Source organism: Bradyrhizobium hereditatis, assembly GCF_020329435.1.
In the GTDB taxonomy this organism is placed as follows: domain Bacteria; phylum Pseudomonadota; class Alphaproteobacteria; order Rhizobiales; family Xanthobacteraceae; genus Bradyrhizobium; species Bradyrhizobium hereditatis.
Genome location: NZ_JAGKJK010000001.1, coordinates 1 through 26,325 on the forward strand (window position 1 = coordinate 1; position 26,325 = coordinate 26,325).

The following is a 26,325-nucleotide window of genomic DNA, read 5'->3' on the forward strand; positions in this document are numbered from 1 at the left end:
AATCCAGCCCACAAGCAAATCGCTGCTGCAGCTTAACAAGGAGACGACAAGTCTTCGAGCGGGTCACGACACCAGCCCTCGAAGCGGAGTCCCTTCGCCGGGACGATGGATCAGGTCAGACCGTTACCCATCCAGTGGCGCTTGCGACCACGCGAAACGTAGATTGGTCGGCCTATCCTCTTCAGACCCCATCAGGTGGCGGCCCTGCGCCGACCCCGTACAGAAGCAAGACCCCGGCGAACGGTACGACGCCAAAAAGGGATTGACCTTCGAAGGCCCGTTACAGAAGGATGGGTAGCGCTTCGCTCCACCCATCCTACGCCTGCTCGATCTCTTCTCGCAAAACTTCCAGCTCCAGCCACCGGTCTTCAGCGGCCGAAAGTTCCTCCTGCGCCTTCGCAATCGCAGCCGAAGCCGCGTCGAACTTCTTGCGATCCTTGGCGTAGAGATCGGGATCGTCAAGCAGCTTCTGCTGTTTTGCGATCTCGGCGTGCAGCTTCGCGATCGTCTTCGGCAGGGTTTCCAGCGCGTGCTTCTCGTTGAAGCTCAGCCGGCGTTTTGGCGCGGCGGCCGAAGGCGTGGCCGCCTTCGCTTCCTTCTTTTCTTCGACAGGCGGCCCCGTCTTCAGCGCTTCCCGCGTCAAATCCTCGCCGCGCTGCGCCAGCATGTCGGTATAGCCGCCGGCATATTCGATCCAGCGGCCGTTACCTTCGGGCACGATCACCGACGTCACGACGCGGTCGAGGAAATCGCGGTCGTGGCTGATCAGAAGCACCGTGCCCTCATATTCGCCGAGCATCTCCTCGAGCACATCCAGCGTCTCGAGATCGAGGTCGTTGGTAGGTTCGTCCAGCACCAGCAGGTTCGATGGTTTTGCGAGTGCGCGCGCCAGCATCAGCCGGCCGCGCTCGCCGCCGGAGAGCGCTTCCAGCGGCGTGCCGCGCTGCTCCTGCGCGAACAGAAAATCCTTCATGTAGCCGATGACGTGCTTCGGCTTCCCGCCGACCATGACATGGTCGCCGCGTCCGCCGGTCAAGGCTTCCGCCAGCGTGGATTTCGGGTCGAGGCTTTCGCGATGCTGGTCGAGGGTTGCCATCTCGATATTGGCGCCAAGCCGCACCGAACCGGTATCTGGCGGATCGGTGCCGATCAGAAGATGAACCAGCGTGGTCTTGCCGGCGCCGTTGGGGCCAACGATGCCGACGCGGTCACCGCGCTGGATGCGGATCGAAAAGTTTTCGACGATCTTGCGGTCGCCATACGCCTTGCCGATATTTTTCGCTTCGATCACCAGCCGACCGGACTTTTCGGCTTCGGCGGCGGCGAGATTGGCATTCCCGGTCGTGCCACGATAATTGCGCCGCTGGTCGCGCAGCGCATGCAGATTGCCGAGCCGCTTGACGTTGCGCTTGCGGCGGCCGGAGACGCCGTAGCGTAGCCAGTGCTCCTCGTTGACGATCTTGCGGTCGAGCTTGTGCTGCTCGCGCTCTTCTTCGGCCAGCACCTCGTCGCGCCAGGCCTCGAACGCGGAGAAGCCGCGGTCGATCTGCCTGATCTGGCCGCGGTCGAGCCAAGCCGTCGAGCGCGACAGGTTAGAGAGAAAGCGGCGGTCGTGGCTGATCAGAACCAGCGCGCATTTGCGGCTTTCCAGTTCGCCTTCCAGCCATTCGATGGTCGGAAGATCGAGATGATTGGTCGGCTCGTCCAGCAGCAGGATGTCGGGTGAGGGCGCCAGCACCCGCGCCAGCGCGGCGCGGCGGGCTTCGCCGCCGGAGATATGCGCGGGATCTTCGTCGCCGGAAAGGCCGAGCTGTTCGACCAGATAGCGCGCCTGGTAATGATCGTCGCCGGGGCCAAGCCCAGCCTCGACATAGGCCAGCGTGGTCTTGTGATCGCCGAAATCGGGCTCCTGGGGCAAATAGCGGATGGTGGCGCCGGGCTGCACGAAGCGGCTGCCGCTATCCGGCTCGACGAGGCCGGCCGCGATCTTGAGCAGCGTCGATTTGCCTGAGCCGTTGCGGCCGATCAGGCAAACGCGCTCGCCTGATGATACCGAGAGTTCGACGCCCGATAGCAGCGGCGTGCCACCAAAGGTCAGGCGAATGTCTTTCAACTGAATCAGCGGCGGCGCCATCGTTCAACCCTGGTTTGGCGCAGGCTGCTGCGCCCGCTGGCGCTGGATGCGGCGGATGGTCTGGTCGAGCGCCGACAGGAACGCCGAGCGGTCGCGCGACGCGAACGATTTCGGGCCGCCGGTCACTTCGCCTGACGAGCGCAGATCCGTCATCAAATTGCGCACCGCCAGCGTCATGCCGATCGAATCTTCCGTGAACGGCTTGCCGTTCGGTGCGATCACCTCGGCGCCTGCTTTCACGCAGCGGCTGGCGAGCGGGATATCTGATGTGATGACGATGTCTCCCTTTCCGGCGCGCTCGGCGATCCAGTTGTCGGCGGCGTCCATGCTGGAACCGGCTGCGATGCGTTCGATCAGCGGATCCTGCGGCACACGGATGAAATTGCCGGCGACCACGCTGACGGGCAGGCCGTGTCTGGCTGCGACGCGATAGATCTCGTCCTTCACCGGGCAGGCGTCGGCATCGACATAGATGCGGGTGGGATTCACGTCAGGCATATCGGTTCGAAAGCACCTTCTTGCCCGCGCGTGTAACCTATTCGATGCCGGAATGCGAGGAAAACAGGGGGTGGAACACGCTTGCCACGGCACATTCTTTGCGTACCATAACCGGCGGAAAAACAACGAAAAACTACAGGAAATGGGAATGTCCATCGCGCCGTATCGCGTCCAGGCCTACAACACCGCCAAACAATCCGAAAACAAGATGCATGACGACACCGTGGCAAAGCGGTTTGGCTTTTCCGGCGGGCTCGTTCCCGGCGTCGACGTGATGGCCTACATGATGCACCAGCCAGTCGCAAAGTGGGGCCGCGCCTTCCTTGAACGTGGCCTGATCGATGCCCGTTTCGTCAAGCCGGTCTATGACGGCGAACTCACGGAGGTGGCGGCGACGGAAAGAGACGGCGTGCTCTCGATAGAAGTGACGAGCCGCGGCGAGCTTTGCGCTAGCGGCACCGCGTCATTGCCGGCCTCCGCGCCCGTGTTCTCACTTGCAGACTACAAGGAAGTTGCAGCGGTGGCAGAGCGCAAACCAGTCAACGCCGCTTCTTATGAAGTCGGCAAGTGGCTCGGCACCATGCCGCGCGACTGGGCAGGAGAAGCGGCCATGGAATATCTGGCCGATATAAGGGAAGCCGATCCGATCTACGCAAAAGAGGGCCTCGGTCATCCCGGCCTGCTGCAGCGGGTGATGAACCGGGTATTGGTCGACAACGCGATCTTGGGGCCGTGGATTCATGTCGGCAGCCGCATGCAGCTTTTGTCGGCTGCGAAGGCCGGCGACGTCATCACCGCCCGCGCCAAGGTGATCGGCAATTACGACAAGAAGGGCCACCGCTTTGTTGAGCTCGACGCGCTGGTGGTCGGCAACGGCAAGACGCCGCTGGCGCATTGTCGTCACATCGCGATCTATCAACCGCGCGAGCAGGCCGCGGCATAGGGGGCGATAAGCCGCATCGACGCAACGCGACCGCAAACATACGCTATGATGCGGGTCTAACGAGAGAGCGCAAACGGAGTAAAATGATGCCGAGTTCAGTGAAGGACCTACTTGCAGCGGCGAACAGTTCGGTTCCAACCATCAGCCCACAGGATGCCAAAGCGCTGATCGAGGGCGGCAAGGCACTTGTGGTCGATGTGCGCGACGGCACTGAATTGCAAAGCACCGGCAAGGTTCAGGGCGCGAAGCATGTCTCACGCGGCATGCTTGAGTTTCGCGCCGATCCCGACAGCCCCTATTATGACAATGCGTTCGATCGGGAAAAGACCGTCATCGTCTACTGCGCCTCCGGGGGCCGGTCCGCGCTTGCAGGCAAAACGCTGCAAGATATGGGCTACAAGGACGTGCGCAATCTCGGTGGCTTCAAAGGCTGGGCCGACAGCGGCGGCGCGGTCGAGAAGGTGTGACCGGTACGATCTCGCCGCACACACAACTCGTCATTCCCCGCGAAGGCGGGGAATCCAGTACGCCGCGGCTTCTCGTTTAACCACTGGCGTCTCTGGAATACTGGGTCGCCCGGTCAAGCCGGGCGATGACAGCCTTGAGCGTGATAGCAGCGCGGCCTCACGCCGCCTGCTTAGCCTTCGCATCCTGGATCGCGCGCCACACCCGTTCCGGCGTCAGGGGCATGTCGATATGGGTGATCCCATATTCCGACAGCGCGTCAACCACCGCGTTGACGATGCAGACGAGGCTGCCGGCGCAGCCGGCTTCGCCGCAGCCCTTGGTGCCCAGCGGATTGGATTTGGCGGGCGAGGGATGGTCGCCGATCTCCATCGGCGGAATGTCTTCCGCGCGCGGCAGCGCGTAGTCCATGAATGAGCCGGTGATCGGCTGGCCGTTAGCGTCGTAACTGACCTGCTCCATCAGGGCCTGGCCGATGCCCTGCGCCACGCCGCCATGTAGCTGCCCGGCGACGATCATCGGATTGACGACCGTGCCGAAATCATTGACGGCGAAATAGCGCACGATTTGCACGACGCCGGTCTCGGGATCGATTTCCACTTCTGCGACATGACAGCCATTGGGGAAGGTGGACGGCGTATCCTTGGTGGCATGGTCGACGTCGAGCGACAGCGGCGCGCCTTCGGGCATCTTGCCCTCGCGCAGGCGCTTCGCCAGATCCATGATGCCGATCGAGCGGTCGGTGCCGGCGATGGTGAAGCGGCCGCCTGTGAACTCGATGTCGGCTTCGGATGCTTCCATCAGATGCGCGGCGGCCTGCTTGCCCTTTGCAATCACCAGCGCGGACGCCTCCACGATCGCCTGACCCGTCGCCGTGATCGAGCGCGAACCGCCGGTGCCGTTGCCGAAGCGGACGAGGTCGCTGTCGTTCTGTTCGATCGTGATCTTCTCGAAGGGAACGCCGAGCTGGGCCGACAGCACCTGCGCGAACGGTGTAGCGTGGCCCTGGCCGTAATCGAGCGTCCCGGTCGTCAGCTTCACCGAACCGTCAGGCTCGAAGGTGATCTTGCCGAGTTCGCCGCTCGGCGGCGCGGTCACTTCGAGATAGGAGCCGACGGCGATGCCACGGAGCTTGCCGTTCTTCTTGCTCTCCTTCTTCCGCTTGGCAAAGTTGGCGTGGTCGGAAATCTCCAGCGCCTTGTTGAACACGCCGGCGAAATCGCCGCTGTCATAGGTGACGCCGCTCGCCGCCGCGAACGGTAGCTGCGAGGGCTTGATGAAGTTGCGCTTGCGCAGCGTCAGGCGGTTGATGCCCATCTCGTCGGCGGCGCGGTCGATCAGCCGCTCCATGTAGTAATTGGCCTCAGGCCGGCCGGCGCCGCGATAGGCGCCCATCAGCGTGGTGTTGGTGAGCACTGTCTTGATGTCGACGCCGAGCAGCGGTGTGCGGTAGACGCTGGCGAGGTTCTTGCCGGTGTTGAGCGACAATGGCCCCGGCGCGACGCCGGTGATATAGGCGCCGAGATTGCCGTAGCCGGACAGGCGCACCGCGAGAAACCTGCCCTCGGCGTCCAGCGCCAGTTCGGCATGGATGAGCTGCGCGCGGCCGTGGCTGTCGGAGAGGAAGCTGGTCGAGCGTTCATCGGTCCACTTCACCGGGCGGCCGAGCGCCTTCGCCGCGTGCAGGATGCAGGTGTATTCGGGATAGCTGACGTTCTTCATGCCGAAGGAACCGCCGACATTGGCGGTCAGGACGCGGACCTTGTCGTTCGGCACGTTCAGGATCTTCGCCAGCGTCACCTTGTTGCCGGAGACGCCCTGCGTCGGCACCTGCAGGGTGAAGCGTTCGGCCGCCTTGTCATAGGCGGCGAGCGCGACGCGCGGCTCCATCGACACCACGGCGACGCGGGTGTTGACGATGTCGAGTTTGGTGACATGCGCTGCGGAAGCAAACGCCGCGTCGATCTTGGCCGTGTCGCCATAGTGATAGTCGAGCGCGACGTTGTTCGGGATGTGATCGTAGAGAAGCGGCGCACCGGGTTTTGCCGCTTCCGCTGCATCCGTCACGGCTGGTAGCGGCTCGATGTCGACCTCGACGGCCTCCGCCGCATCACGCGCCTGCGCCAGCGTTTCCGCGACCACGAACGCCACGGGGTCGCCGACAAAGCGCACTTTGTCGGTCGGCAGCGCCAGGCGGTTGGTCTGCAACAGCGGCGAGCCGTCGCGGCTCTTCAGGGGCAGGCCGCAGGTGAAGGGATTGTAGCCGGCCGCCTCGAGATCGGTCCCGGTCCAGACACCGAGCACGCCCGGCATCGCCTTGGCGGCGGCCGTGTCGATCCCCTTGATGATTCCGTGGGCATGGCTGGAGCGCACCATCCAGCAATAGGCTTGGCCGGGCAGGGTGAAGTCATCGGTGTATTTGCCTTTGCCGCGCACCAGCGTGTCGTCTTCCTTGCGGCGCACCGGCTGCCCTACGCCGTATTTTTGCAGTGCAATAGCGTTGTCCAGGGAGGAGGCCGACGTGTGATCTTGCATTGAAAACACCTGAAATGCACAGGAAATCGCGCGGATTTCCAGGTTCCGCTCAGATAACGCACCGCATCAAACGCGACAACGCCTGATTGGGCATAGTCCTATGTATGGGTTGTTGCTTACCTCCTTGGCGCTGCTAAAGTTTCCGTGAACGGTGATTTTCTTCGGCGGGTCCGGAAGCGGCCGCGGAAAGACAGTTTTGATGAATGAGGATACGCGGCTGCGCGAAGGTCCGGGGGCCTGCGCAAGCCCGTCAGGGTCGGTTGCGGCGGCCGCGGCAAACGGTGTCTATGCCGCGCTCGATCTTGGCACCAATAATTGCCGGCTCTTGATCGCCAGTCCGGCCGGCGACAGCTTTCGCGTGGTGGATTCGTTCTCGCGGATCATCCGGCTCGGCGAAGGCATTTCCGCCACCGGTTCCATCAGCGAGGCGGCGATCGAGCGCGCTATTGCGGCGCTCAGCATCTGCAGCGACAAGATCCGCTACCGCAAGGCCAAGCGCCTACGGCTGATCGCGACCGAAGCCTGTCGCGCCGCTGCCAATGCAGAGAGTTTTCGCGCCCGCGTTGCGCGCGAGACCGGCATCCGGCTCGAGGTGATCGATCGCGAGACCGAAGCGACGCTGGCCGTGATCGGCTGCTCGCCGCTGCTCGATACCAGGGGGCGGGGCGCGATCCTGTTCGACATCGGCGGCGGCTCGACTGAACTGGTGCGGATCGAGCGCGATCCCGCCGAGCTGAATGCAGTGCCGCGGATCAAGGCGTGGATGTCGATCCCACTCGGTGTCGTGACACTCGCCGAGCATTTCGGCGGGCGCGATGTTACGGCCGATTCATACGGACGCATGGTGCGCCAGGTCGCGCAGCATGTGGCGCCGTTCGCCGCCGAGCATGGCGGGGATTTGCGCGACATGCATATGCTGGGCACCTCGGGCACCGTGACGACGCTTGCCGGCGTCCATCTCAATCTGGCGCGCTATGATCGCCGCCGCATCGACGGCATCTGGATGAACGGCTCTGACGTCACCGCCGTCATCCAGCGGCTGCTTGGCATGAGCTATCAGGAACGCGCCAATAATAGTTGCATCAGCATCGAGCGCGCCGATCTGGTGCTGGCCGGCTGCGCCATCCTCGACGCCATCCGCGATGCCTTCCCACTGCCGCGGCTGCGTGTCGCCGACCGCGGCCTGCGGGAGGGCATGCTGGTCGAGATGATGCGCGAGGACGGCGCGCTCCGCGCGTGCTGATGCGCAAGCCTTTTCAGCCAAACACATTCATCCACGCACCAGGCCTAGTCTAGTAATAGTTTCTGCAAAGACCCTCGTTCAAGAACGGCAAGAGCGGCTCGGGGGCTGCCGCTCTTGCGTCAGGGGCCATCCAACCGCGACACCCATGGCTAGGCGGCGCGCCGGATCTCTTCCATATTTTGATTAATCTGCTTTCCCGCGTCGTCGGCTATCTTGAGCGACAAATCGGCGATCCGGCGGCTGCTCTCCAGAACGGTCTCCATGGTCTCGCGCACCATGTCACTTTGTACGACTGCAAAGTCCTGAGGAGTTCGGCAGGTCCACAGTTCATTCATGTGGTCCATGTTCTTCTCGACCTGGTGCCGAACCAACTGAAGGTATTCTCGAGACATTCCACCCATCGCTTTGGCAGCAGCGCTGCTGGTGTAAAGTATGGATTGGGCATTGCGGGCTGACCGTTCGGTCGCCTGTTGCACCCCCTCTCCGGACAAGCCGAGCGTGCGACCAAATTGCTCGGTAGACCGGCCCATGACCGATGTCGCCATGTCCAGCCCGAAGCGCCAGGCGTTCTGGAACGTCTCGGCGTTTTGCTTGAGCAGACTGGCACTGGCGCGAGCTACTTCCGCTCCCGCTTCAGCCGCAGCCTGCCCAACACGCGCCGTCTGATCGGCTGCCGCTTGTCCTATACGGCTGGTCTGTTCGGCGGTCCTCTCGCTGGCGCGGCGGGCTGCGTCTTCCATTCCTTGCGTAGACTTTTCCTCCTGGCGTGGATTTGCCATCTTATTTCTCCGCTAGTATGCAGGTTGATGGACTTGCCCCAGCTCCTTCTCGGGCAACGCGATCTAGGTAAGACCGTTCCCGAGCCTGCCAGTCTTTTCCGCTATCCTCGGTGCCGCTTAGGAACGAGCGGATACATGTCCCGGTTATGCCGCAGACTGGCTTTTCCTCCGCCGCAATTCGGCTCGCTACTCACGTCACGAGGCTCAGCAAATGTCTGCTGGTGAAATCGTCTTCGTCATCGTTGTGGGCCTTCTTCTTCTGGTGATCGGGAACATCGTGTTCTCGTTGATGGCCGAACGGAAGAATCCGCCAATCGGCAGCTTTGTCGAGTGCGAGGGAGTAAGACTCCACTATCTCCCGCGCGGTGATCCGAGAGGTCCATCTGTTGTGCTGCTCCATGGCAATGGCTCCATGATGCAGGACTTCGTCATCAGCGGACTCGTGGATATTCTGGCCCGCCGCAACCGGGTTCTGTGCTTTGATCGACCAGGTTTCGGATACAGCGCGCGACCACGCGCGCGCCTCTGGACGGCGACATCCCAGGCGGCGCTGCTCGTCAAGGCGCTTAATCAGCTGGGCGTGCGCGATCCTGTCGTGCTGGGCCACTCATGGGGTGCGTTGGTCGCTGTCGCCATCGGATTTCAGAATGATTACCCGATCCGTGGTCTTGTGCTCGCTTCCGGTTATTATTTTCCGACTTGGCGGTGGGACTTCTGGATGATGTCAGGCCCAGCGATACCGGTGTTGGGCGATCTGGTTCGCTACACGGTAGCGCCAATCATCTCATGGGCCATTCTGCCGGCATTGCTTCGCAAGCTTTTTGCGCCTCGCTCCATTCCAGAGGACTTCAAGGATCTCTTTCCAGCCTCCCTGACGCTCCGGCCGAAGCAACTGAGGGCGGCCGCGGAGGAAAGTGCGCTTCTTATTCCGGAAGTGGCGCGCCTGCAGTCCCGCTATTCAAGCATTCGGTGCCCGGTTCATATTTTCCACGGAACAGGAGACCAGCTTGTCGAACCCGAACAGGCCAGGCGCCTACATGATGTGCTGAGCGGCTCCAACCTCCACCTCGTGGCTGATGCCGGGCACATGGTGACCTATGCCGATGATGGCAGGATTGCGCAGGCCGTCGATTCGCTGAGTAGCACCCGAATGGCCGGGTAGGCACCTCATCATACGCGCTTCAATGCGAATCCGGTTCCGTGCTATTGCTCCAAGCTTCGGGTCGGGGCTGATAGTTCAAGACAAGTACCAACATGGCAAAAGACACCACCGGACGGCTGCACGTCACGGTCAAGACCGCCGGCAAGCGCAAGCTGTCATCGAAGCTCTGGCTGGAGCGGCAGCTCAATGATCCCTATGTGGCGAAAGCCAAGCGGGAAGGCTACCGCTCGCGCGCGGCCTACAAGCTGATCGAGATGGATGACAAGTATCATTTTCTGAAATCCGGCATGGCGGTGGTCGATCTCGGCGCCGCGCCCGGCGGCTGGAGCCAGATCGCGGCCAGGCGCGTCGGCGCGGTGAATGGCAAGGGCAAGGTGGTTGCGATCGATCTGTTGGAGATGCCGGAAATTCCCGGCGTCAGTTTCGCGCAGCTGGACTTTCTCGCTGGGGACGCTCCCGAGAAACTGATCGCCATGATGGGCGGGGGCGCCGATGTTGTGATGTCGGACATGGCAGCCAACACGACCGGCCATCGCAAGACCGATCAGCTCCGCATTGTCGGTTTGGTGGAATATGCCGCTGCCTTCGCCAGCGATGTGCTTAATCCAGGCGGCACCTTCCTGGCGAAGGTGTTTCAAAGTGGTGCTGATGCCGAGCTGGTCGCACAGTTGAAACGCGATTTTTCCAGCGTACGTCACGTCAAGCCAGCCTCGAGCCGCCAGGATTCCTCGGAGCGCTACGTCCTGGCGATGGGCTTTCGTGGAAAGCCCCATCGCCTCTGAGCGCTGATGTTCATCGCATTTCCCGGTTTGGTTGCACGAGCCGGTTAGCCGCCAGGCCAAGCGATATGATTGGAACTTTTTCCTGAACGACGTATAGTAGTCATCCGGCGCGGTCTGTTCGTCCGCATGCCGCCTGACGCCAGCAGTAGTTCTGCAGCGTGAGGCGCGTCCGTCGGGGGAGGAATTTCCCGTGATGGAGCACAAGGCCAAAAATTTACTGTTAGCTGCATTGCCGCCAGCAGACCTCAAATTCCTTGTGCCTCATTTCAGGATGATACAGCTCGAACGTGATGCCGTGCTGTTGCGCTCGGGAGACCCGGTAGATCGGATTTATTTCCCCCTTAGCGGCCTCATCGCCTTCATCATGGACATGCCAAACGGCCAAACGGTCGCGACCGCCATTGTCGGCAACGAGGGAGCCGCGGGGGTTCTCTCGACACTGGGGCCGGTCCGCTCTCCGATGACAGCGGTGGTGCGGGTAGCGGGGCTGGCATTGCAGATTTCGCCGACGCGATTTCAGGCAATACTTGGCCGTAGCAATGCCTTGAACGGTGCGGTCCAGACCCACGCCAGGGCGCTGATGGCACAGTTTCAGCACGTCGCGGCCTGCAATGCGCTCCACTCGGTCGAGGAGCGTCTGGCGAGGTGGTTGCTGCACGTCCACGATCGGGTTGAGGGTGATGTCCTGCCGTTGACCCAGGAAACGCTCGCGGAATTTCTCGGCGTGCGGCGGACGACCGTGACGCAGGTCATTTCCAAGCTCCGCGAGCAGGGCGCCGTCCGATCCAATCGGCGGAGCTGGATCGAGATCGACCGGCCGCGGCTCGAAGCGACGGCCTGCGAGTGTTATCAGCTCATGCGCCGTCGGATCAGCCGCATCGTGCTGCCGGAAGACATGAGGTCGGCCGGTCACGCCCGGTCGGCCGATCATCCACGTGCCCAAGCCCAAGCCTCGCTGTTTGCCAAGACGGACGAGATGCATCCGCGCCCGCGCGCCCATGGGGCGGTCGGCCATCGATCAAAGAGTCATTGATACGTTTATGGCGTCTCGACGATTCTATGCCGGGAGCAGGGCAGGCGCTGCCCTCGGTGCGTGGCATCTCTCGTCCGGCTCGTGAATCCAGGCCTCTCTGGCGAACCATTCGTGGCTGGCCTTGCAGATCGAGCAGAAGGTGCGCGCGAAGAACACCGGGCTGCGGCGAAACTTTTCGCGATCTGCTTCCATACCCGTCGCAATGGCGCGTCCGCTCTCGGGGCACTTGATCATGACGACGCCCATCTTGGTCCTCCGTGGCTGGATACTCGTGCCGGCGGCATGGCGACTGCCTTCGGCTGGAGTGCGCTCTTCTGAGGGGAGCGCTTGTCCAGCCGATACCGGCCGCCGCAAAGGTGTAAATGAGAACTAGGCCGCCTTTGGCAGCGCGCCAGCAAAGCGCTTCTTGACGGGTTCGGCCGTGTCGGTCGCGACCTTGCGCGCGAGCTCCCAAAGCTCCCGGTTTTGCGCGGTCGTGACTTCGAAGTTCTTGCGGCCTTGCGTGATGGTGAGCAGCAGGATTTCTGAGGGCGACTTCGCGCCCGCAACCTGGCCAAGAAAATCGAATGCCGAACGGGTGTTGGCGGCCGAGAACTCGATCACCTTTGCGTTGTAGTACGCCGTGCCCTGAGCGTTAGCTGAATAGGCTTCCCGGAGTGCGTTGGTCATCTTCTCGATGTTTTCCGTCGCCCGCGCCAAACCTTGCCCGGTGATCCCTTCAAAAATGCCCGCTACCGCAAAGAAGGGCAGCTCAGAGCGGGGCTTTTCGTCAGCATGGTCTTTCGGATTGGTATTCGCTTCGTTCGTCTTGGCTTCATTCACGAGGGTTGATCCTTTCAAGCGAAACTAAGTCAGCACTAATCCGCCATGCGGCCCGGCCTTGCTCGCCGAACTGTGCATGGACTGGACGCCTGGAACCGAATGAGGCCCCCTTGCAGTCATGCTTGCTACGGATGACGCGCCGGCCATCCTGTCTGACCACACATGGCCGATCGGCGCCGGGCCTTCCGTTCGCTTTCTGACTCTCAACGCCGGATTTTTTTGGTGCTGGTAGTCGGACTTTCCAGCCTACGCGCCGCCGTCAGCCCAGCCGCTGATCGCGCGCATCTTCGGTGCCTTCGCTGGCAGCCTTCTTCGTCGCGGCCTTTTCGGCGCCCTTGCGGCTGGAAATCTCGACGAGCTTCCGGCCGGAGATTTCGTGGCCGGCATCATCAGGCATCTGCCAGAAGAACCAGGCCGACGCCGCCGAGATGATCGCGACCACGAGGAAGGCGGGCGGGAATACGCTGGCGTTCAGCTCGGCGACGTGTTGATAGAGCATGGTCGATTCCACCGAGAACGCACCGACGGCAACGCCTGCAGAAATCGCCAGTTGCTGGTTGACGCTGACGAGCGTGGTGGCCCGGCTCATCTGCGCCGGCTCGACCTCGGCATAGGCGACGGTGTTGATCGCGGTGAACTGCAGCGAGCGGAAGAAGCCGCCGACGACGAGGATGATGAAGATCAGCAATAGCGGCGTCGTCACGGTGAAGAGGGCGCAGGCCGCGAGGAAAGCCGCGCTGATGACGGCGTTGACCGTCATCATGTAGCGGAAGCCGAAGGCGCGGATGATGCGCGCAGCCAGCGTCTTCATTCCCATGGCGCCGACTGCCGAGGCAAACGTCACGAGGCCCGACTGGAACGGCGTCAGCCCAAAACCTTCCTGCATCAGAAGCGGCAGCAGGAACGGCAGCGCGCCGATGCCGAGGCGGAACAGGAAGCCGCCGACGATGCTGGCGCGCATGGTGGAGAGCCGCAGCAGCGAAAAGTCCAGCACCGGCGAGCCGGTCCGCTTCGCATGCATCACATAGAGCGTCATCGCGATCGTCCCGACCGCGACGAGGCCGGCGACGACTGGCCAGGGCAACAGGTTGAGGCTGGCGACCGAGAGGCCGAAGGCGATGCCCGCAAGTCCGATGCCGGCCAAAACCAGCCCATAGAGATCGAAGCGCTCGGGATCTGTGCTCTTGATCGGGTCGATGTACTTCATCGCCATGAAGATTCCGAGCAGCCCGATCGGGATGTTGATCAGGAAGATCCAGTGCCAGGAGAAATAGGTCGTGATGAAGCCGCCGAGTGGTGGGCCGATCACCGGACCGATGAGTGCCGGCACCGTCACCCAGGTCATCGCGTTGACCAGCGCGCTCTTGTCGATCGAGCGTAGCAGCACCAGCCGCCCGACCGGCGTCATCATCGCACCGCCCATGCCCTGCAGGATGCGCGCGATCACGAAATGGGTCACGTTCTGCGACAGCGCGCAGCCGATCGAGCCGATCATGAAAACGCCGATCGCGATCGAGAACACCATGCGCGCGCCGAAGCGGTCGGCGGTCCAGCCGCTGGCCGGAATGAACACCGCGAGCGACAGCAAATAGGAGGTGATGGCAAGCTTCAGCGTCAGCGGACTGGTGCCGATATCGGCCGCGATCGCCGGCAGCGACGTCGCGATTACCGTCGAGTCCATGTTCTCCATGAACAGGGCAGTGGCGACGATGAGCGGGATCAGGCGTTGCTTGTGCATCGTATCGGGGGGATTGGCGAAAAAGACAGGCGAGGGGCCTGTATCATCCGGCTGTCACACAAGCCATTGCGGAAGCGCGCAAACAACCTAAATCCTGCGTGACGCTGGTATGCACCGCGCCAGCCGTGGAGGTCCTAAATGATCTACGTTCTCGCTGCCTTGTTGCCGCCGCTCGGGCTGCTCCTGAACGGGCAGCCGTTTTCGGCGATCTTCAACCTGGTCCTGATCGTGTTCTGCCTGGTTTTCGGGCTGTTCTTCCATGTCCTGCTGCTGGTGCCCTCGGCGCATGCGCTGATCGCGGTCCATATGAAGCGGGAGGACCGCCGACATCGCGAAGTGGTGGAGGCGATCCGCCAGCATGGGCCGCCGCCGGGCTATCGGCTGTAAAGCGCTTGCCGTAACCCATTGGGACTGCGGCATTTCCTGAAAAGCCTGTGCATAGCTGGCAAACGCTTTGATTCGGCGTCTCGCCATGCTATCGACCACCGTCAACCCCACCGATGGGCTTCGATTCGACGGCGATGCCGAAAGCATCGCCGAAGGCGGCGTTCATCTCTGAGATATTGCGGCGGTGAGCCGCCGAAAGGAGTTGGCAATGGCCCAGGGACTTCAGGCTCTCCGCGAAGCCTTCACGTTCGACGATGTGCTTCTGAAGCCGGGTCTCTCGGATATTCTGCCCTCGGAGGCCGATATCCGCTCCCGCGTGACCCGCGCGATCCCGCTAAACATTCCGATCATCGCCTCCGCCATGGACACGGTCACCGAGGCGCGCATGGCGATCGCGATGGCGCAGGCCGGCGGCATCGGTGTCATCCACCGCAATTTCGATCCGGACGGTCAGGCCGCGCAGGTGCGGCAGGTCAAGAAGTATGAATCCGGCATGGTGGTCAATCCGCTGACCATCGGCCCCGACGCGATGCTGTCGGACGCGCTGGCGCTGATGAAGGATCACGGTTTTTCCGGCATTCCCGTCGTCACCGGCGCCAGCAAGAATTCGCCCGGCAAGCTGATCGGCATTCTCACGAACCGCGACGTCCGTTTTGCCACCGACCCCAAGCAGAAGGTGTCGGAACTGATGACGCATGAAAATCTCGTCACCGTGCGCGAGGGCGTCAGCCAGGACGAGGCCAAGCGGATGCTGCACAAGCACCGCATCGAAAAGCTACTCGTCGTTGACGACCAGTATCGCTGCGTCGGCCTGATTACCGTGAAGGACATGGAGAAGGCGGTCGCGCATCCGCTCGCTTGCAAGGACGAGCATGGACGCTTGCGCGCGGCCGCCGCGACGACGGTCGGCGAGGGCGGCTTTGAGCGCACCGAGCGACTGATCGACGCCGGCGTCGACCTGATCGTGGTCGACACCGCGCACGGCCATTCCTCGCGCGTGCTGGAAGCGGTCAACCGCATCAAGCGGCTCTCCAACGCAGTGCAGGTGATCGCAGGTAACATTGCGACGAAAGAGGGCGCGCAGGCGCTGATCGATGCGGGCGCGGACGCAATCAAGGTCGGCATCGGCCCCGGCTCGATCTGCACCACGCGCATCGTCGCCGGCGTCGGCGTGCCGCAGCTCACCGCGATCATGGATGCGGTGGAAGCGGCGAAGAAGGCCGATGTGCCCGTGATCGCCGACGGTGGCATCAAATATTCCGGCGATCTCGCCAAGGCGCTTGCCGCCGGCGCTGACATCGCCATGGTCGGCTCGCTGCTCGCCGGCACCGACGAGACGCCCGGCGAGGTGTTTCTCTGGCAGGGCCGCTCCTACAAGGCCTATCGCGGCATGGGCTCGGTCGGCGCGATGGCGCGCGGCTCGGCCGACCGCTACTTCCAGCAGGACATCAAGGACACGCTGAAGCTGGTGCCCGAGGGCATCGAGGGCCAGGTGCCGTACAAGGGGCCGGTCGCCAACGTCATGCACCAGCTCGCCGGCGGCCTGCGCGCCGCGATGGGCTATGTCGGCGCCCGCAACCTCGCCGAATTCCACGACAAGGCGCAGTTCGTCCGCATCACCGGCGCGGGCCTGCGCGAGAGCCACGTCCACGACGTGACGATCACGCGCGAAAGCCCGAACTATCCGGGCGGGGTGTAAGGATCCTCCGCGCTGTCATTCCGGGGCGATGCGAAGCATCGAACTATGGTGCGCAATTGCGCACCTGAGGTCTGGTGCTTGCGCACCACCCGAAATGACGGCGTCTGAGCAGGGACGCGGTACTCGCCACCGTCATTGCGAGGAGCGTTAGCGGCGAAGCAATCCATTTCACCGCTTGCCGAGGCGTGGATTACTTTCGCCTTCGCTCATTGAGCTACGGCGGACAAGTCGCTACGCTCGCGATGACGAACTAACAAGAACTGGAGGAAGCACCCCATGTCCGCATCCGGCAAACGCATCGTCCTCGCCTCACGCCCCGTCGGCGAACCCAAGCCTTCCGATTTCCGCCTCGAAGATTGCCCGATTCCGACGCCCGGCGCGGGTGAAGTGCTCCTGCGCACCATCTGGCTGTCGCTCGATCCCTATATGCGCGGGCGCATGAGTGAGGGGCCATCTTACGCGCAGCCGGTGCCAGTCGGCGGCGTGATGGAGGCGGGCACCGTCAGCGAGGTGATCGCCTCGAACAATCCAACCTTTGCCAAGGGCGACATCGTACTGTCGCGCGCCGGCTGGCAGACGCATGCGATCTCCGACGGCAAGGGTCTGTCGAAAATCGATCCCACGATCGCGCCGATCTCGACCGCGGTCGGCGTGCTCGGCATGCCCGGCATGACGGCCTATACGGGCCTGCTTGACATCGGCAAACCACAGGCCGGCGAAACGGTCGTCGTTGCGGCGGCCTCCGGCGCGGTCGGCTCGGCCGTCGGCCAGATCGCCAGGATCAAGGGCGCCCGCGCGATCGGGATTGCCGGCGGCAAGGACAAGTGCGCCTATGTCAAGAATGAGCTCGGCTTCGACGAATGTCTCGATCACCGTGATCCCGATCTCGCGGCGAAGTTGAAGGACGCCTGCCCGAAGGGCATTGACGTCTATTTCGAGAACGTCGGTGGCGCGGTGTTCGAGGCGGTGTTCCCGCTGCTCAATGCCTTTGCGCGTGTTCCCGTGTGCGGCCTGATCGCGCATTACAACGACACGCAGGCCGTGATGCCGAAATGGGCGCCGTCGCTGATGCGCGCGGTGCTGACCAAGCGGCTGACCATCCGCGGTTTCATCGTCAGCGATTTCGCCGCGCGTCACGCTGACTTCCTGCGCGACATGTCGGCATGGGTGCGCGAGGGCAAGGTCAAGTACAAGGAGTTCGTAACCGAGGGCCTCGAGAACGCGCCGGCCGCGTTCATGGGCCTTCTGAAGGGCGCCAATTTCGGCAAGCAATTGGTGCGCGTCGGGCCCGACAAGGCGTGACGTGAGTTGCGGTGGCCCTGGGGAACACGCACAATGAACCTCACGGTCACTTGAGGCTATTGGAGGAACGTCCGTTCGCAGGCATCGTTTGGCCCTGACATCTAATGGAGAAGCCAAATGATGAACTTCAAGAAACTATCGCTCGGCCTGGTTGCCGCCACGATGATGGCCACTCCGGTGATGGCACAAAGCATCTATGTGGAACCCGGCGTGACCGGCTATAGCTATCCGAACTCCGCTTACGGCTACGGCGTCCGGGTTGCTCCCGGAGCGAGCTACTATTACGGCAACCGGTTTCACCCGGCGCCACGCGTAGGCGCGTTTGCGACAGCACCGTGGGATGATGGTTCCTACGGCTATTATGGCATCGTTGAACGCCAGTGGTGACGCGCTGACGTCTGAAGCGTGATCCAAAAATCTTTCGCGAAGATCATGCTCGAATCGATGGAGCGCAGGTGACGATTTGAGAAAACGTCACCTGCTCCATCATTTCAGGCCAATCAGCGAATCCAGGTCAACATCGGTCTGGCCCGGCGCCTTGACGAACCGGACCTCGAAAGCATCCGGCTGGAAGCGATATTCCACCAGCCCGACTTCCTTCGTGCCGATCACTTCCTGAATCCTGTCGGGGATGATGAAGCCCGCTGACGGCGACCAGACGTGGCGCGTGTGGCGGTAGGTGAAATCGCGCCGCTGATGCACATGGCCGCTTGCGACCAGCCGCACATCGTGGGCGCCGAGCATCTCCACCAGTTTGGCGCGCACCGGCTGCGGCACGAAGCGGATCGCGGTGCTGGCTTCCTCGGGATCGCCGGGGGTGTTCAAGAATAGCGGCTTGTGCAGAAACAGCGCCACCGGCTTGCCGTTCGCGCCTGACAGCTGCGACGCCAGCCATTCGTGCTGCTCGATCTCGCTCGAAATTCCCGTGTTCATGATCAGCGAATTGAGCCCGATGAAACGCCAGCCCGCAGCTTCGAATTGCCAGCGGTCTTCGCCGAACACCTCGACGAAGGCGGCACGATCCTTCTCGTTCGCCGGATGCGAGGGCGCATCACCGACCGCGGTCGGGTTGTCGCCGACGTCGTGGTTGCCCGGCAAATAGCGGCAGTCCACCGGCAGTGCCGCGTGCAGTTCCTTCGCGAATTCCATATCGCCGCGGTTGGTCGGGCCATCCCAGGATACATCGCCGCTGTTGACGACGAGGTCGGGCCGCGCCGCATCGATGTGCTCACTGACGCGATGAAAATTCGCGGTCAGACTGGCAAAGCGGTCGGCGCGGGAGAGGTGGGTGTCCGAAATCTGGGTCAGGCGGAATTCGTGCATGCAATATTTCCTTTTGAAATGGATCATAGACAGATGGAAAAGTCAGAACGATGACGACTCTGATGACATCCAATGTCTCCGCCCATCCTCATTCGTCATACCCCGCGAAAGCGGGGTATCCAGTACGCCGCGGCCTCTCGATTCAACAACCGGCGTCTCTGGAATACTGGATCACCCGCATTCGCGGGTGATGACAGCTGTCGACGTTGATGGACTTCCCGTTCGCCGCAACAATCGCGCGCTCACCCCAGCGTCCTTCGCCAGAACGCCAGCATGTCCGTCTTGAACAGTTCGGCATCGCCATCGCGGCTTCCGATTCTAGCACCCTTGCGGCCATAGCCGGCCTTCAGCGCATAGATCATCAGGTCGCGATCTGTGAGTTTGCTGTCGGCAACGCCCGTGAGCGGATGGATGAAGGCGCCGTCATCGGCGACATAGGCCGTCGGCGCGGCCGGGGAGACCGATGCGTCGGGAACGTTCTCGATTGCCGTGCCGCGGTCAAAACTGTGCTGCGCGCCGCCGATCAGCCGCATCGTCGCCTTGCCGCCGGTGAGACGGATCGCCTGGCAGTGGCCCTGCACCTGCATCGGCGAGCACCATTCATCCGCATCGCCCATCAGCACGCGGATCTCGGTCTCGTCGACGGAGGGATCGAGAAACTGATGGCCGCTCCAGGGATAGGCGGCGAGCACGCTGCGAAACCCGGCGCCGGCGCCGACCACCGCATCGGCAAAGCGCCGCGTTGCTGCCGTGAGCACCGCCGAGCCGCCGCGGCTGTGGCCCTGCGCGCCGATACGCGACGCGTCGATGTCAGGATGAACAGCCAAAACCTGCCAGGCTGCCAGCACGTCATAGGCACTGGCCGCAAACGAAAACTGCGTCTGGTTCGCGACGGTCGAGGTCACATTGCGCGCGCCAAAGCTGTCGAGCACGAACGCCGCAAAGCCGTCGCCGACAACAGTTTCGGCATGCGCCAGATGCGAGGGCGCAACCCCGAGGCTGCCCGGCACCACCATCACCAGCGGCAGCTTGCCATTGCGCCTGCGATTATCGGACGCCGGCAGGAACAGCTTGCCGTCGATCACCAGCCGCGGCAGGTCAAAGGCATTGCTGATGACGTGGAAGTAATTGACCGGATTGGCAGTGAGAATGTCGACATTCTCACCCCTGGCGCCGCCAGCGAAGACAATGTCCTGATCGCGAAATCGCAAGTTACAATCCTCCCGCAGCCGCTCTTTGTCGGCGGCTGTCGGGGATAGAGTAGAGCGCTGGTTGCTCCCGTCAAAGCAAATGTTCCCTGCGGTTGCGCCGCTTGCGCGTCGGTCCAGGCCGCGATCGGCAGGGCCCCGATCGCCAACGATCATGCCTCACAGCACGCGATAGCGGATCGCAAGCGTGTCGTGGATCTCCGTCGTCATCGTGCCGCCGCCGGCGGGCACGATGTCGTCGGCGAGGTGCCATGGCCCGAACCCGGAGGTGCGCGACGGGCTTGCCGGCAGCCGCAGCCGGAACATGCTTTGCGCCTGGCCGGGCAGGTTCAACAGCATCACGCGCTCGGTCGTGCGATAATCGAGCGTCACAGTGCCGCGCAAGATGCTGCGGCCGTCGTCGGTTGCGGCCAGCGCCCGCTGAACTTTTGCAAGTTTCTGGTTCCGGTCGGTCAATAGTTCGATCTGGGTGTCGGCGGCGGTCGTCAGCGTTCCCTTCGGCAGGCGGATTTCAAACTCCACCGCGGGCTTTGCCGGATTGATGCCGAGATAGGCTTGCGCCGCCTGGCGCATATCAACGATCACGAAGGCGACCAGGACGAACACCGCAGAGGCGGCAAGCCCGTGCCTTAAGACATCGCGCCGACTGCGGTGGCCGGTGCGGAAATAGACGGACAGCATAATCGCGACCGCGAGCGCCGCGGCAACGCCTGATAGCGCCGACATCACGATGCCGAGCCCGCCGTCGGGCCCGTCGCTAAGGCCGATGGTGCGGAGCAGGGAGCTCATGGAATCCCCGGGCAGTTGGGCCGCGCGGCCGGCGCCGGTCAGGATGGGGGAGGTGATGTTCATCGCGGGCTCGCGAGGGGCTTCATGGCTGGTCTTAAGGACCAGAACAAAAGGAATTCTCAGGTGTTGGTCGCCCGCGTTCCACCTCCGGTTCAACCAACCCTGCCCAAGCTGATTTGTCAGGTGAGCGCCGTGTCGTTATTGCTTTTAAGACAGTGCAGGCTTCGGGGGAGATTCTCATGTCGCTTCAAATGGTTTTGCTGCCGGTTTTCGTTCAAATCGGGCTCACTTTCGCCCTGCTGTTCTGGATGGTGACGGCCCGCACCAAGGCGGTGAAGGCCCGTGAAACCAGCCTGAAGGACATCGCGGCGGGACAGCCGAAATATCCGGCCCGTGTGGCCCAGATCGGCAATTGCTTCTCGAACCAGTTCGAAGTACCCGTCCTGTTCTACTTCCTGATCGCGCTGGCGCTGCCGCTGCGGCGGGCCGATCTCTTCATCGTGCTGATGTCCTGGGTATTCGTGGTGACGCGATTTGCCCATGCCGGCATTTTCGTCACCACCAACAACATCCAGCAGCGCAGCCTCGCCTGGTTCGCCGGCGCGCTGGTGCTGCTGGCGATGTGGATCTACTTCGCGCTGAAGCTGCTGCTTCTGATCTGATTTTTGTTTGACGCGTTTTCTTCACGCGAACCGGTACCCACTTCGCTCGAAAACGCTATGGAAAGCTCTTGATGACTCCCGCTGCCCGCCTCTCCGCCGCCATCGAACTGATCGACACCATCGACGCCGAACGCGTTCCCGCGGCGAAAGCGTTGAAGGAGTGGGGCACCGCGCACCGCTACGCCGGTTCGGGCGACCGCGCCGCGATCTCTGGCCTGATCTGGGACGTGCTGCGGCGGCGCTCATCGAGCGCATTTCTGATGGACGCGGATACGCCCCGCGCCCGCGTGCTCGGCATGCTCAAGCTCGAGCGCGGCATGGATGTCGACGCTATCGCCGCGCTCTGCGACGGCTCGCGCTTTGCGCCGGAGCCGCTAACAGCGGCCGAACGCTCCGCGCTCACCGCGCGCTCGCTGGAGGGCGCGCCGCCGCACATCGCCGGCGATTATCCGGAATGGCTCGATCCGCATCTCGCCGCCGTGTTCGGCGAGGATCGCGTGGCGGAGGCGACCGCGATGGCAAGCCGCGCGCCGCTGGATCTCCGCGTCAACACGCTCAAGGCCAAGCGCGAGAAGGTGCAGGCGTCGCTGAGGCATCTCGGCGCCAAGCCGACGCCGTGGTCGCCGATCGGCCTGCGCATCGAGCTCGGCGCCGACGCGCGCAATCCGGGCGTTCACGCCGAGGAAGATTTCGTCAAGGGCGCGATCGAAGTGCAGGACGAAGGCTCGCAGCTTGCCGCGCTGTTCACGGCCGCAAAGGCCGGCGAGCAGGTGATCGATCTCTGCGCCGGCGCCGGCGGCAAGACGCTGGCGCTTGCGGCGATGATGGGCGGCAAGGGCCGGCTGATCGCAACCGACCGCGACAAGCGCCAGCTAGCGCCGATCTTCGAGCGGCTCTCGCGCGCCGGCGTCCACAATGCCGAGGTCCGCGCGCCGAAGGGCGACGCTGATCCATTGGCCGACATCAAGGCCTCGGCCGATCTCGTGCTGATCGACGCGCCCTGCACGGGAACCGGCACCTGGCGCCGCAACCCCGATGCCAAATGGCGCATGCGCCCCGGCGCGCTCGAGATCCGCTTGAAGGACCAGGCCGAAGTGCTTGATCGCGCGGCAGCGATGGTCAAGCCCGGCGGCCGCATTGCCTATGTCACATGTTCGGTGTTGCCGAGCGAAAACGGCGAGCAGGTGCGCGCCTTCGTCGCGCGCCATCCGGAGTTTTCAATTCAGCCATTGAACGAGACGGCGAGCGTGCTGTGGGACAAGGCGGAAGATTTTGAGAGGACAGCGCTGAGGTCGGCCGAAGGCTGGCTGATGACGCCGCGGCGAACAGGCACGGACGGGTTTTTTGTCTCGGTGCTTAGGAAGCGATGATCGCTAAATGTGTAGGGTGGGTTAGCGCAGCGTAACCCACCGATGTCTCGAATGCCGTTCGACCTGCGGTGGGTTACGCCTTCGGTAATCCACCCTACGAACTAACGCCTACGGCACAACTCCATCCCCGTCATTGCGAGCCAACGGGTCGCGCGAATGCGCGCCCGATGACAGGCTCCGCGAAGCAATCCATCGCGCGGCATAGCGGAGAATGCTTCGTCGCATTCGCTCCTCGCAATGACGGCGTTAGGCCGTCGGGCCGCGTTGCGAACGCCTCGCGCAAGCAGCTCAATGCGCCAGATGGTTCGCCGAACCCTGCCGGATCTTCCCCCGCTCATCGAGCCGCAGATATTCGCAGATCTGCGCGCCGCGTTCGTTCTGGTAGAACACGACGACGCTGTCGGGACTGACATAAGTGTCGATCAGGTCGAAATGCAGGTTGGGCAGCAGCTGGAACGCCTTGCTCCAGTACATGCGAAGCTGGTCCTTGCCGCGCAGCGTGCCGCTAGCGTCCAGGCCAAGCGCCACGATCTTGTCCGAGGTCATCTCGGCATCTTCGGCATAGAGCGCGAGGATGCGCTCGAGATCGTGCGAGTTCCAGGCCGCGATCCACTCCCGGCCGAGCGCGGCCAGATCGGCCGCCGCGTAGTGCTGGCGTTGCATGGTTTCCTCCCTTTCCCGCCGTAAGGGCAAATTAGGTCAATAATACTGACCCATAGCTTCCTGTCCATCCCCTAAGAAGAATGTGGGCCGTCCGTCTGCCGCGGTTGCGGGGGCGGTCGCCGTCGCGTATCTGCTTGCCATGACAGCCCAACAACAAGCCCGCGAGTCGTCGACGCCTTCAGTGGCCTCGGCGCATGACAAGATTCTGATCGTCGACTTCGGCAGTCAGGTGACGCAACTGATCGCCCGCCGCGTGCGCGAGGAGGGCGTCTATTCCGAGATCGTGCCGTTCCAGAAGGCCGAAGCCGCCTTCGACGAGATGAAGCCGAAAGCGGTGATCCTCTCCGGCGGCCCGGAATCGGTGCACGAAACAGGCTCGCCGCGCGCTCCGCAAAAAATCTTCGATTCCGGCGTACCCGTGCTCGGCATCTGCTACGGCCAGATGACCATGGCGGCCCAGCTCGGCGGCGAGGTCGAGGGCGGGCACCACCGCGAATTCGGCCGCGCCGATCTCGAGGTCAAGACGGCGAGCAAACTGTTCGACGAGACCTGGTCGATGGGCGAAAAGCATCCGGTCTGGATGAGCCATGGCGACCGCATCACCAAGATGCCGCCGGGCTTCACTGTCGCCGGCGTCTCGCCGAACGCGCCGTTCGCGGTGATCCAGGACGAGAAGCGCAAATATTACGGCCTGATGTTCCACCCCGAAGTGGTGCACACGCCCGACGGCGCCAAACTGCTCCGCAATTTCGTCCGCAAGGTCGCCGGCTTCACCGGCGACTGGACCATGCGCGCCTTCCGCGAGGAAGCGATCGAGAAGATCCGCGCCCAGGTCGGCAAGGGCAGGGTGATCTGCGGCCTCTCCGGCGGCGTCGATTCCGCTGTCGCCGCGGTGCTGATCCATGAAGCGATCGGCGACCAGCTCACCTGCGTCTTCGTCGACCACGGCCTGCTTCGGCTGAAGGAAGCCGAGACGGTCGTCGACCTGTTCCGGCATCACTACAACATCCCGCTGGTGCATGTTGATGCATCGAAGCAATTCCTCGGCGAGCTCAAGGGCGTCAGCGATCCCGAACAGAAGCGCAAGACGATCGGCCGCCTCTTCATCGACGTGTTCGAGCAGGAGGCCAAGAAGATCGGCGGCGCCGAATTCCTGGCGCAGGGCACGCTCTATCCTGACGTGATCGAAAGCGTCTCCTTCACCGGCGGCCCGTCGGTGACGATCAAGTCGCACCACAATGTCGGCGGCTTGCCTGATCGCATGAACATGAAGCTGGTCGAGCCCTTGCGCGAATTGTTCAAGGACGAAGTCCGCGTGCTAGGCCGCGAGCTCGGCCTGCCCGAAATCTTCGTCGGCCGCCACCCATTCCCGGGCCCGGGCCTCGCCATCCGCTGCCCCGGCGACATCACCAAGGAAAAGCTCGACATCCTCCGCAGCGCGGATGCCGTCTATATCGACCAGATCCGCAAAGCCGGCCTCTACGACCAGATCTGGCAGGCTTTTGCGGTGCTGCTGCCGGTGAAGACTGTCGGCGTGATGGGCGATGGCCGCACTTACGAATACGTCGTCGGCCTGCGCGCCGTCACCTCCACCGACGGCATGACGGCAGACTTCTATCCCTTCGACATGAGCTTCCTCGGCCAGACCGCCACGCGCATCATCAACGAGGTGAAGGGGGTGAATAGGGTGGTGTACGACGTGACGAGCAAGCCGCCGGGGACGATCGAGTGGGAGTGAGCACGAGGCTCTCACTATCGCGCGCATTTCATGAGCACTATGTCTAGTGTTCCCGATGAAATCGCTGAGCAGCTACAGCAGGCGCTTGCCGTCATCGAGCGGCATCTCAGCGGTCAGGTTCATGCTATCCATCTGTTCGGCTCTGCTATCGACGGCGGGCTGAAGCCGCATAGCGACATCGATTTGCTGGTTACTATCCGTGCCGCGCTTTCGCCTGCCGCGCGCACCTCGCTCATGACGGACTTGCTGGCGGTGTCGGGAACGCCGACGGGCGGCACGCCGCTGCGTCCGCTGGAAGTGACAGTCGTCGTCAAAGCCGAAGTAGTGCCATGGCGCTATTCCCCAAGGCGCGAACTGCAATTCGGCGAGTGGCTGCGCGGCGACCTGAAACGCGGGATCATCGAACCTCCTGTCGAAGATCGTGATCTTGCGATCCTGTTGACAAAGCTGCGTCGGCACAGTGTCGCCTTGAAGGGCCCATTGCGTCCGATTTTTTCGATCCTGTGCCGCCGGCCGACTTTCGCCGCGCGCTGCACGAAACATTGTCACTGTGGAATTGTGAGGACGATCTCCGCGGCGACGAGAGGAACATCATTCTTACGCTCGCCCGCATCTGGTTCAGCACCTGCACGGGCGAAATCGCATCCAAGGATGCTGCGGCCCGATGGACGCTTGAACGCCTGCCACACCAGCATTGGCCCGTCATGGAGACGGCGCTGCGGGCCCATCTCGGCGGGGGCGGAGACGATCTGGGTGATCGTCTCGATGAAGTCCTGGCCTTCGCCCGTTTCTGCAAGGCGGAAATCATCTCGCCGTCACTTCCACAGTGATCGCTCGCCCGTTGGTCTGCCCCTGCAAACTGGCGCATTGGGATTAGAGTTTTCAGCGCATAAGGTGGTGATAAAACGGCTGCAGATTGATTTGCCTTCCCTCCAAGCGCAAGCTCGCTTGCGCGAGTGTGACGACGTGCGGCGGGTTACGCCAATTGCTAACCCCGCCTTACGTGCTGCTCCGCAGCCCGCTTACCGTGACGGTCACCCCGGCGCAAAC

General features: G+C 62.9%; 24 protein-coding genes and 1 pseudogene. 14 read left to right on the plus strand and 11 right to left on the minus strand.

Annotation, left to right across the window (positions count from 1 at the left end; genetic code table 11):
- Positions 1 to 316 precede the first annotated feature (316 nt).
- The gene (locus J6524_RS00005) at positions 317 to 2,134 is read right to left on the minus strand and encodes an ABC-F family ATP-binding cassette domain-containing protein (RefSeq protein ID WP_225668096.1); all 1,818 of its coding nucleotides are present in this window, start codon (positions 2,132 to 2,134) and stop codon (positions 317 to 319) included.
- Positions 2,135 to 2,137: 3 nt separating this feature from the next.
- A complete protein-coding gene (locus tag J6524_RS00010; protein WP_225668097.1) occupies positions 2,138 to 2,632 on the minus strand; it encodes a YaiI/YqxD family protein in 495 nt (164 codons plus the stop codon).
- Between the two features lie 142 nt (positions 2,633 to 2,774).
- Here J6524_RS00010 and J6524_RS00015 point away from each other — a divergent pair, with 142 nt between their 5' ends.
- Together J6524_RS00015 and J6524_RS00020 are read left to right on the plus strand one after the other, a co-directional pair.
- Positions 2,775 to 3,575 carry a hypothetical protein gene (locus J6524_RS00015; protein ID WP_225668098.1) on the plus strand — a complete coding sequence of 267 codons (801 nt, stop codon included), beginning with the start codon at positions 2,775 to 2,777 and terminating at the stop codon, positions 3,573 to 3,575.
- Between the two features lie 86 nt (positions 3,576 to 3,661).
- Positions 3,662 to 4,042 carry a rhodanese-like domain-containing protein gene (locus J6524_RS00020; protein WP_225668099.1) on the plus strand — a complete coding sequence of 127 codons (381 nt, stop codon included), beginning with the start codon at positions 3,662 to 3,664 and terminating at the stop codon, positions 4,040 to 4,042.
- A gap of 157 nt (positions 4,043 to 4,199) precedes the next feature.
- Here J6524_RS00020 and J6524_RS00025 read toward each other — a convergent pair whose 3' ends face one another.
- Entirely contained in the window at positions 4,200 to 6,575 is a 2,376-nt protein-coding gene (locus J6524_RS00025) for a xanthine dehydrogenase family protein molybdopterin-binding subunit (protein WP_225668100.1), read from the minus strand.
- Positions 6,576 to 6,774: 199 nt separating this feature from the next.
- Between J6524_RS00025 and J6524_RS00030 the strand changes: the two genes are divergently transcribed.
- Entirely contained in the window at positions 6,775 to 7,818 is a 1,044-nt protein-coding gene (locus J6524_RS00030) for a Ppx/GppA phosphatase family protein (protein WP_225668101.1), read from the plus strand.
- Positions 7,819 to 7,967: 149 nt separating this feature from the next.
- On the opposite strand, the gene J6524_RS00035 is transcribed toward J6524_RS00030, so the two are convergent.
- Positions 7,968 to 8,597 carry a phasin family protein gene (locus J6524_RS00035; protein ID WP_225668102.1) on the minus strand — a complete coding sequence of 210 codons (630 nt, stop codon included), beginning with the start codon at positions 8,595 to 8,597 and terminating at the stop codon, positions 7,968 to 7,970.
- Between the two features lie 211 nt (positions 8,598 to 8,808).
- Between J6524_RS00035 and J6524_RS00040 the strand changes: the two genes are divergently transcribed.
- From J6524_RS00040 to J6524_RS00050, 3 genes are all read left to right on the plus strand, one after another.
- Entirely contained in the window at positions 8,809 to 9,759 is a 951-nt protein-coding gene (locus J6524_RS00040) for an alpha/beta fold hydrolase (RefSeq protein ID WP_225668103.1), read from the plus strand.
- Between the two features lie 92 nt (positions 9,760 to 9,851).
- Positions 9,852 to 10,541: an RlmE family RNA methyltransferase gene (locus J6524_RS00045; protein ID WP_225668104.1), complete on the plus strand. Its 690-nt coding sequence runs from the start codon at positions 9,852 to 9,854 to the stop codon at positions 10,539 to 10,541.
- A gap of 193 nt (positions 10,542 to 10,734) precedes the next feature.
- Entirely contained in the window at positions 10,735 to 11,574 is an 840-nt protein-coding gene (locus tag J6524_RS00050) for a Crp/Fnr family transcriptional regulator (RefSeq protein WP_225669283.1), read from the plus strand.
- 24 nt (positions 11,575 to 11,598) lie between these two features.
- Here the strand turns inward: J6524_RS00050 and J6524_RS00055 are convergent, their stop codons facing one another.
- From J6524_RS00055 to J6524_RS00065, 3 genes are all read right to left on the minus strand, one after another.
- Positions 11,599 to 11,820 carry a hypothetical protein gene (locus tag J6524_RS00055; protein ID WP_225668105.1) on the minus strand — a complete coding sequence of 74 codons (222 nt, stop codon included), beginning with the start codon at positions 11,818 to 11,820 and terminating at the stop codon, positions 11,599 to 11,601.
- Between the two features lie 123 nt (positions 11,821 to 11,943).
- Positions 11,944 to 12,396, minus strand: coding sequence for a phasin family protein (locus J6524_RS00060; protein WP_225668106.1), 453 nt, complete (start codon positions 12,394 to 12,396; stop codon positions 11,944 to 11,946).
- A 259-nt stretch (positions 12,397 to 12,655) separates the two neighbouring features.
- A complete protein-coding gene (locus J6524_RS00065; RefSeq protein WP_225668107.1) occupies positions 12,656 to 14,134 on the minus strand; it encodes a DHA2 family efflux MFS transporter permease subunit in 1,479 nt (492 codons plus the stop codon).
- Positions 14,135 to 14,272: 138 nt separating this feature from the next.
- Here J6524_RS00065 and J6524_RS00070 point away from each other — a divergent pair, with 138 nt between their 5' ends.
- The 4 genes from J6524_RS00070 (at position 14,273) to J6524_RS00085 (ending at position 17,909) form a co-directional block, all read left to right on the plus strand.
- Positions 14,273 to 14,521 carry a hypothetical protein gene (locus J6524_RS00070; RefSeq protein ID WP_225668108.1) on the plus strand — a complete coding sequence of 83 codons (249 nt, stop codon included), beginning with the start codon at positions 14,273 to 14,275 and terminating at the stop codon, positions 14,519 to 14,521.
- Between the two features lie 208 nt (positions 14,522 to 14,729).
- On the plus strand, positions 14,730 to 16,220 hold the full coding sequence (guaB, locus tag J6524_RS00075; RefSeq protein WP_225668109.1) for an IMP dehydrogenase: 1,491 nt from the start codon (positions 14,730 to 14,732) through the stop codon (positions 16,218 to 16,220).
- 276 nt (positions 16,221 to 16,496) lie between these two features.
- Positions 16,497 to 17,522 (plus strand): NADPH-dependent curcumin/dihydrocurcumin reductase, encoded by a 1,026-nt coding sequence (gene curA / locus J6524_RS00080; protein ID WP_225668111.1) that lies wholly within the window; start codon positions 16,497 to 16,499, stop codon positions 17,520 to 17,522.
- A gap of 117 nt (positions 17,523 to 17,639) precedes the next feature.
- Positions 17,640 to 17,909, plus strand: a complete 270-nt coding sequence (locus J6524_RS00085; protein WP_225668112.1) for a hypothetical protein — start codon at positions 17,640 to 17,642, stop codon at positions 17,907 to 17,909.
- Positions 17,910 to 18,008: 99 nt separating this feature from the next.
- Here the strand turns inward: J6524_RS00085 and J6524_RS00090 are convergent, their stop codons facing one another.
- From J6524_RS00090 to J6524_RS00100, 3 genes are all read right to left on the minus strand, one after another.
- A complete protein-coding gene (locus J6524_RS00090; RefSeq protein ID WP_225668113.1) occupies positions 18,009 to 18,845 on the minus strand; it encodes a metallophosphoesterase family protein in 837 nt (278 codons plus the stop codon).
- A gap of 242 nt (positions 18,846 to 19,087) precedes the next feature.
- Positions 19,088 to 20,056 (minus strand): dienelactone hydrolase family protein, encoded by a 969-nt coding sequence (locus tag J6524_RS00095; RefSeq protein ID WP_225668115.1) that lies wholly within the window; start codon positions 20,054 to 20,056, stop codon positions 19,088 to 19,090.
- Positions 20,057 to 20,212: 156 nt separating this feature from the next.
- Complete coding sequence (locus J6524_RS00100) at positions 20,213 to 20,905, minus strand: acriflavin resistance protein (RefSeq protein ID WP_225668117.1); 693 nt, start codon at positions 20,903 to 20,905, stop codon at positions 20,213 to 20,215.
- A 176-nt stretch (positions 20,906 to 21,081) separates the two neighbouring features.
- On the opposite strand from J6524_RS00100, the gene J6524_RS00105 reads away from it, so the two are divergent.
- Together J6524_RS00105 and J6524_RS00110 are read left to right on the plus strand one after the other, a co-directional pair.
- Positions 21,082 to 21,504, plus strand: coding sequence for an MAPEG family protein (locus J6524_RS00105; protein ID WP_225668118.1), 423 nt, complete (start codon positions 21,082 to 21,084; stop codon positions 21,502 to 21,504).
- 71 nt (positions 21,505 to 21,575) lie between these two features.
- Positions 21,576 to 22,874 carry an RsmB/NOP family class I SAM-dependent RNA methyltransferase gene (locus J6524_RS00110; RefSeq protein WP_225668119.1) on the plus strand — a complete coding sequence of 433 codons (1,299 nt, stop codon included), beginning with the start codon at positions 21,576 to 21,578 and terminating at the stop codon, positions 22,872 to 22,874.
- Positions 22,875 to 23,162: 288 nt separating this feature from the next.
- Here J6524_RS00110 and J6524_RS00115 read toward each other — a convergent pair whose 3' ends face one another.
- On the minus strand, positions 23,163 to 23,537 hold the full coding sequence (locus J6524_RS00115) for a nuclear transport factor 2 family protein (RefSeq protein WP_225668120.1): 375 nt from the start codon (positions 23,535 to 23,537) through the stop codon (positions 23,163 to 23,165).
- A gap of 139 nt (positions 23,538 to 23,676) precedes the next feature.
- On the opposite strand from J6524_RS00115, the gene guaA reads away from it, so the two are divergent.
- The gene (gene guaA / locus J6524_RS00120; RefSeq protein ID WP_225669284.1) at positions 23,677 to 25,275 is read left to right on the plus strand and encodes a glutamine-hydrolyzing GMP synthase; all 1,599 of its coding nucleotides are present in this window, start codon (positions 23,677 to 23,679) and stop codon (positions 25,273 to 25,275) included.
- A 39-nt stretch (positions 25,276 to 25,314) separates the two neighbouring features.
- Positions 25,315 to 26,105: pseudogene (locus J6524_RS00125) on the plus strand (aminoglycoside adenylyltransferase family protein).
- The last annotated feature ends 220 nt before the right edge of the window (positions 26,106 to 26,325 follow it).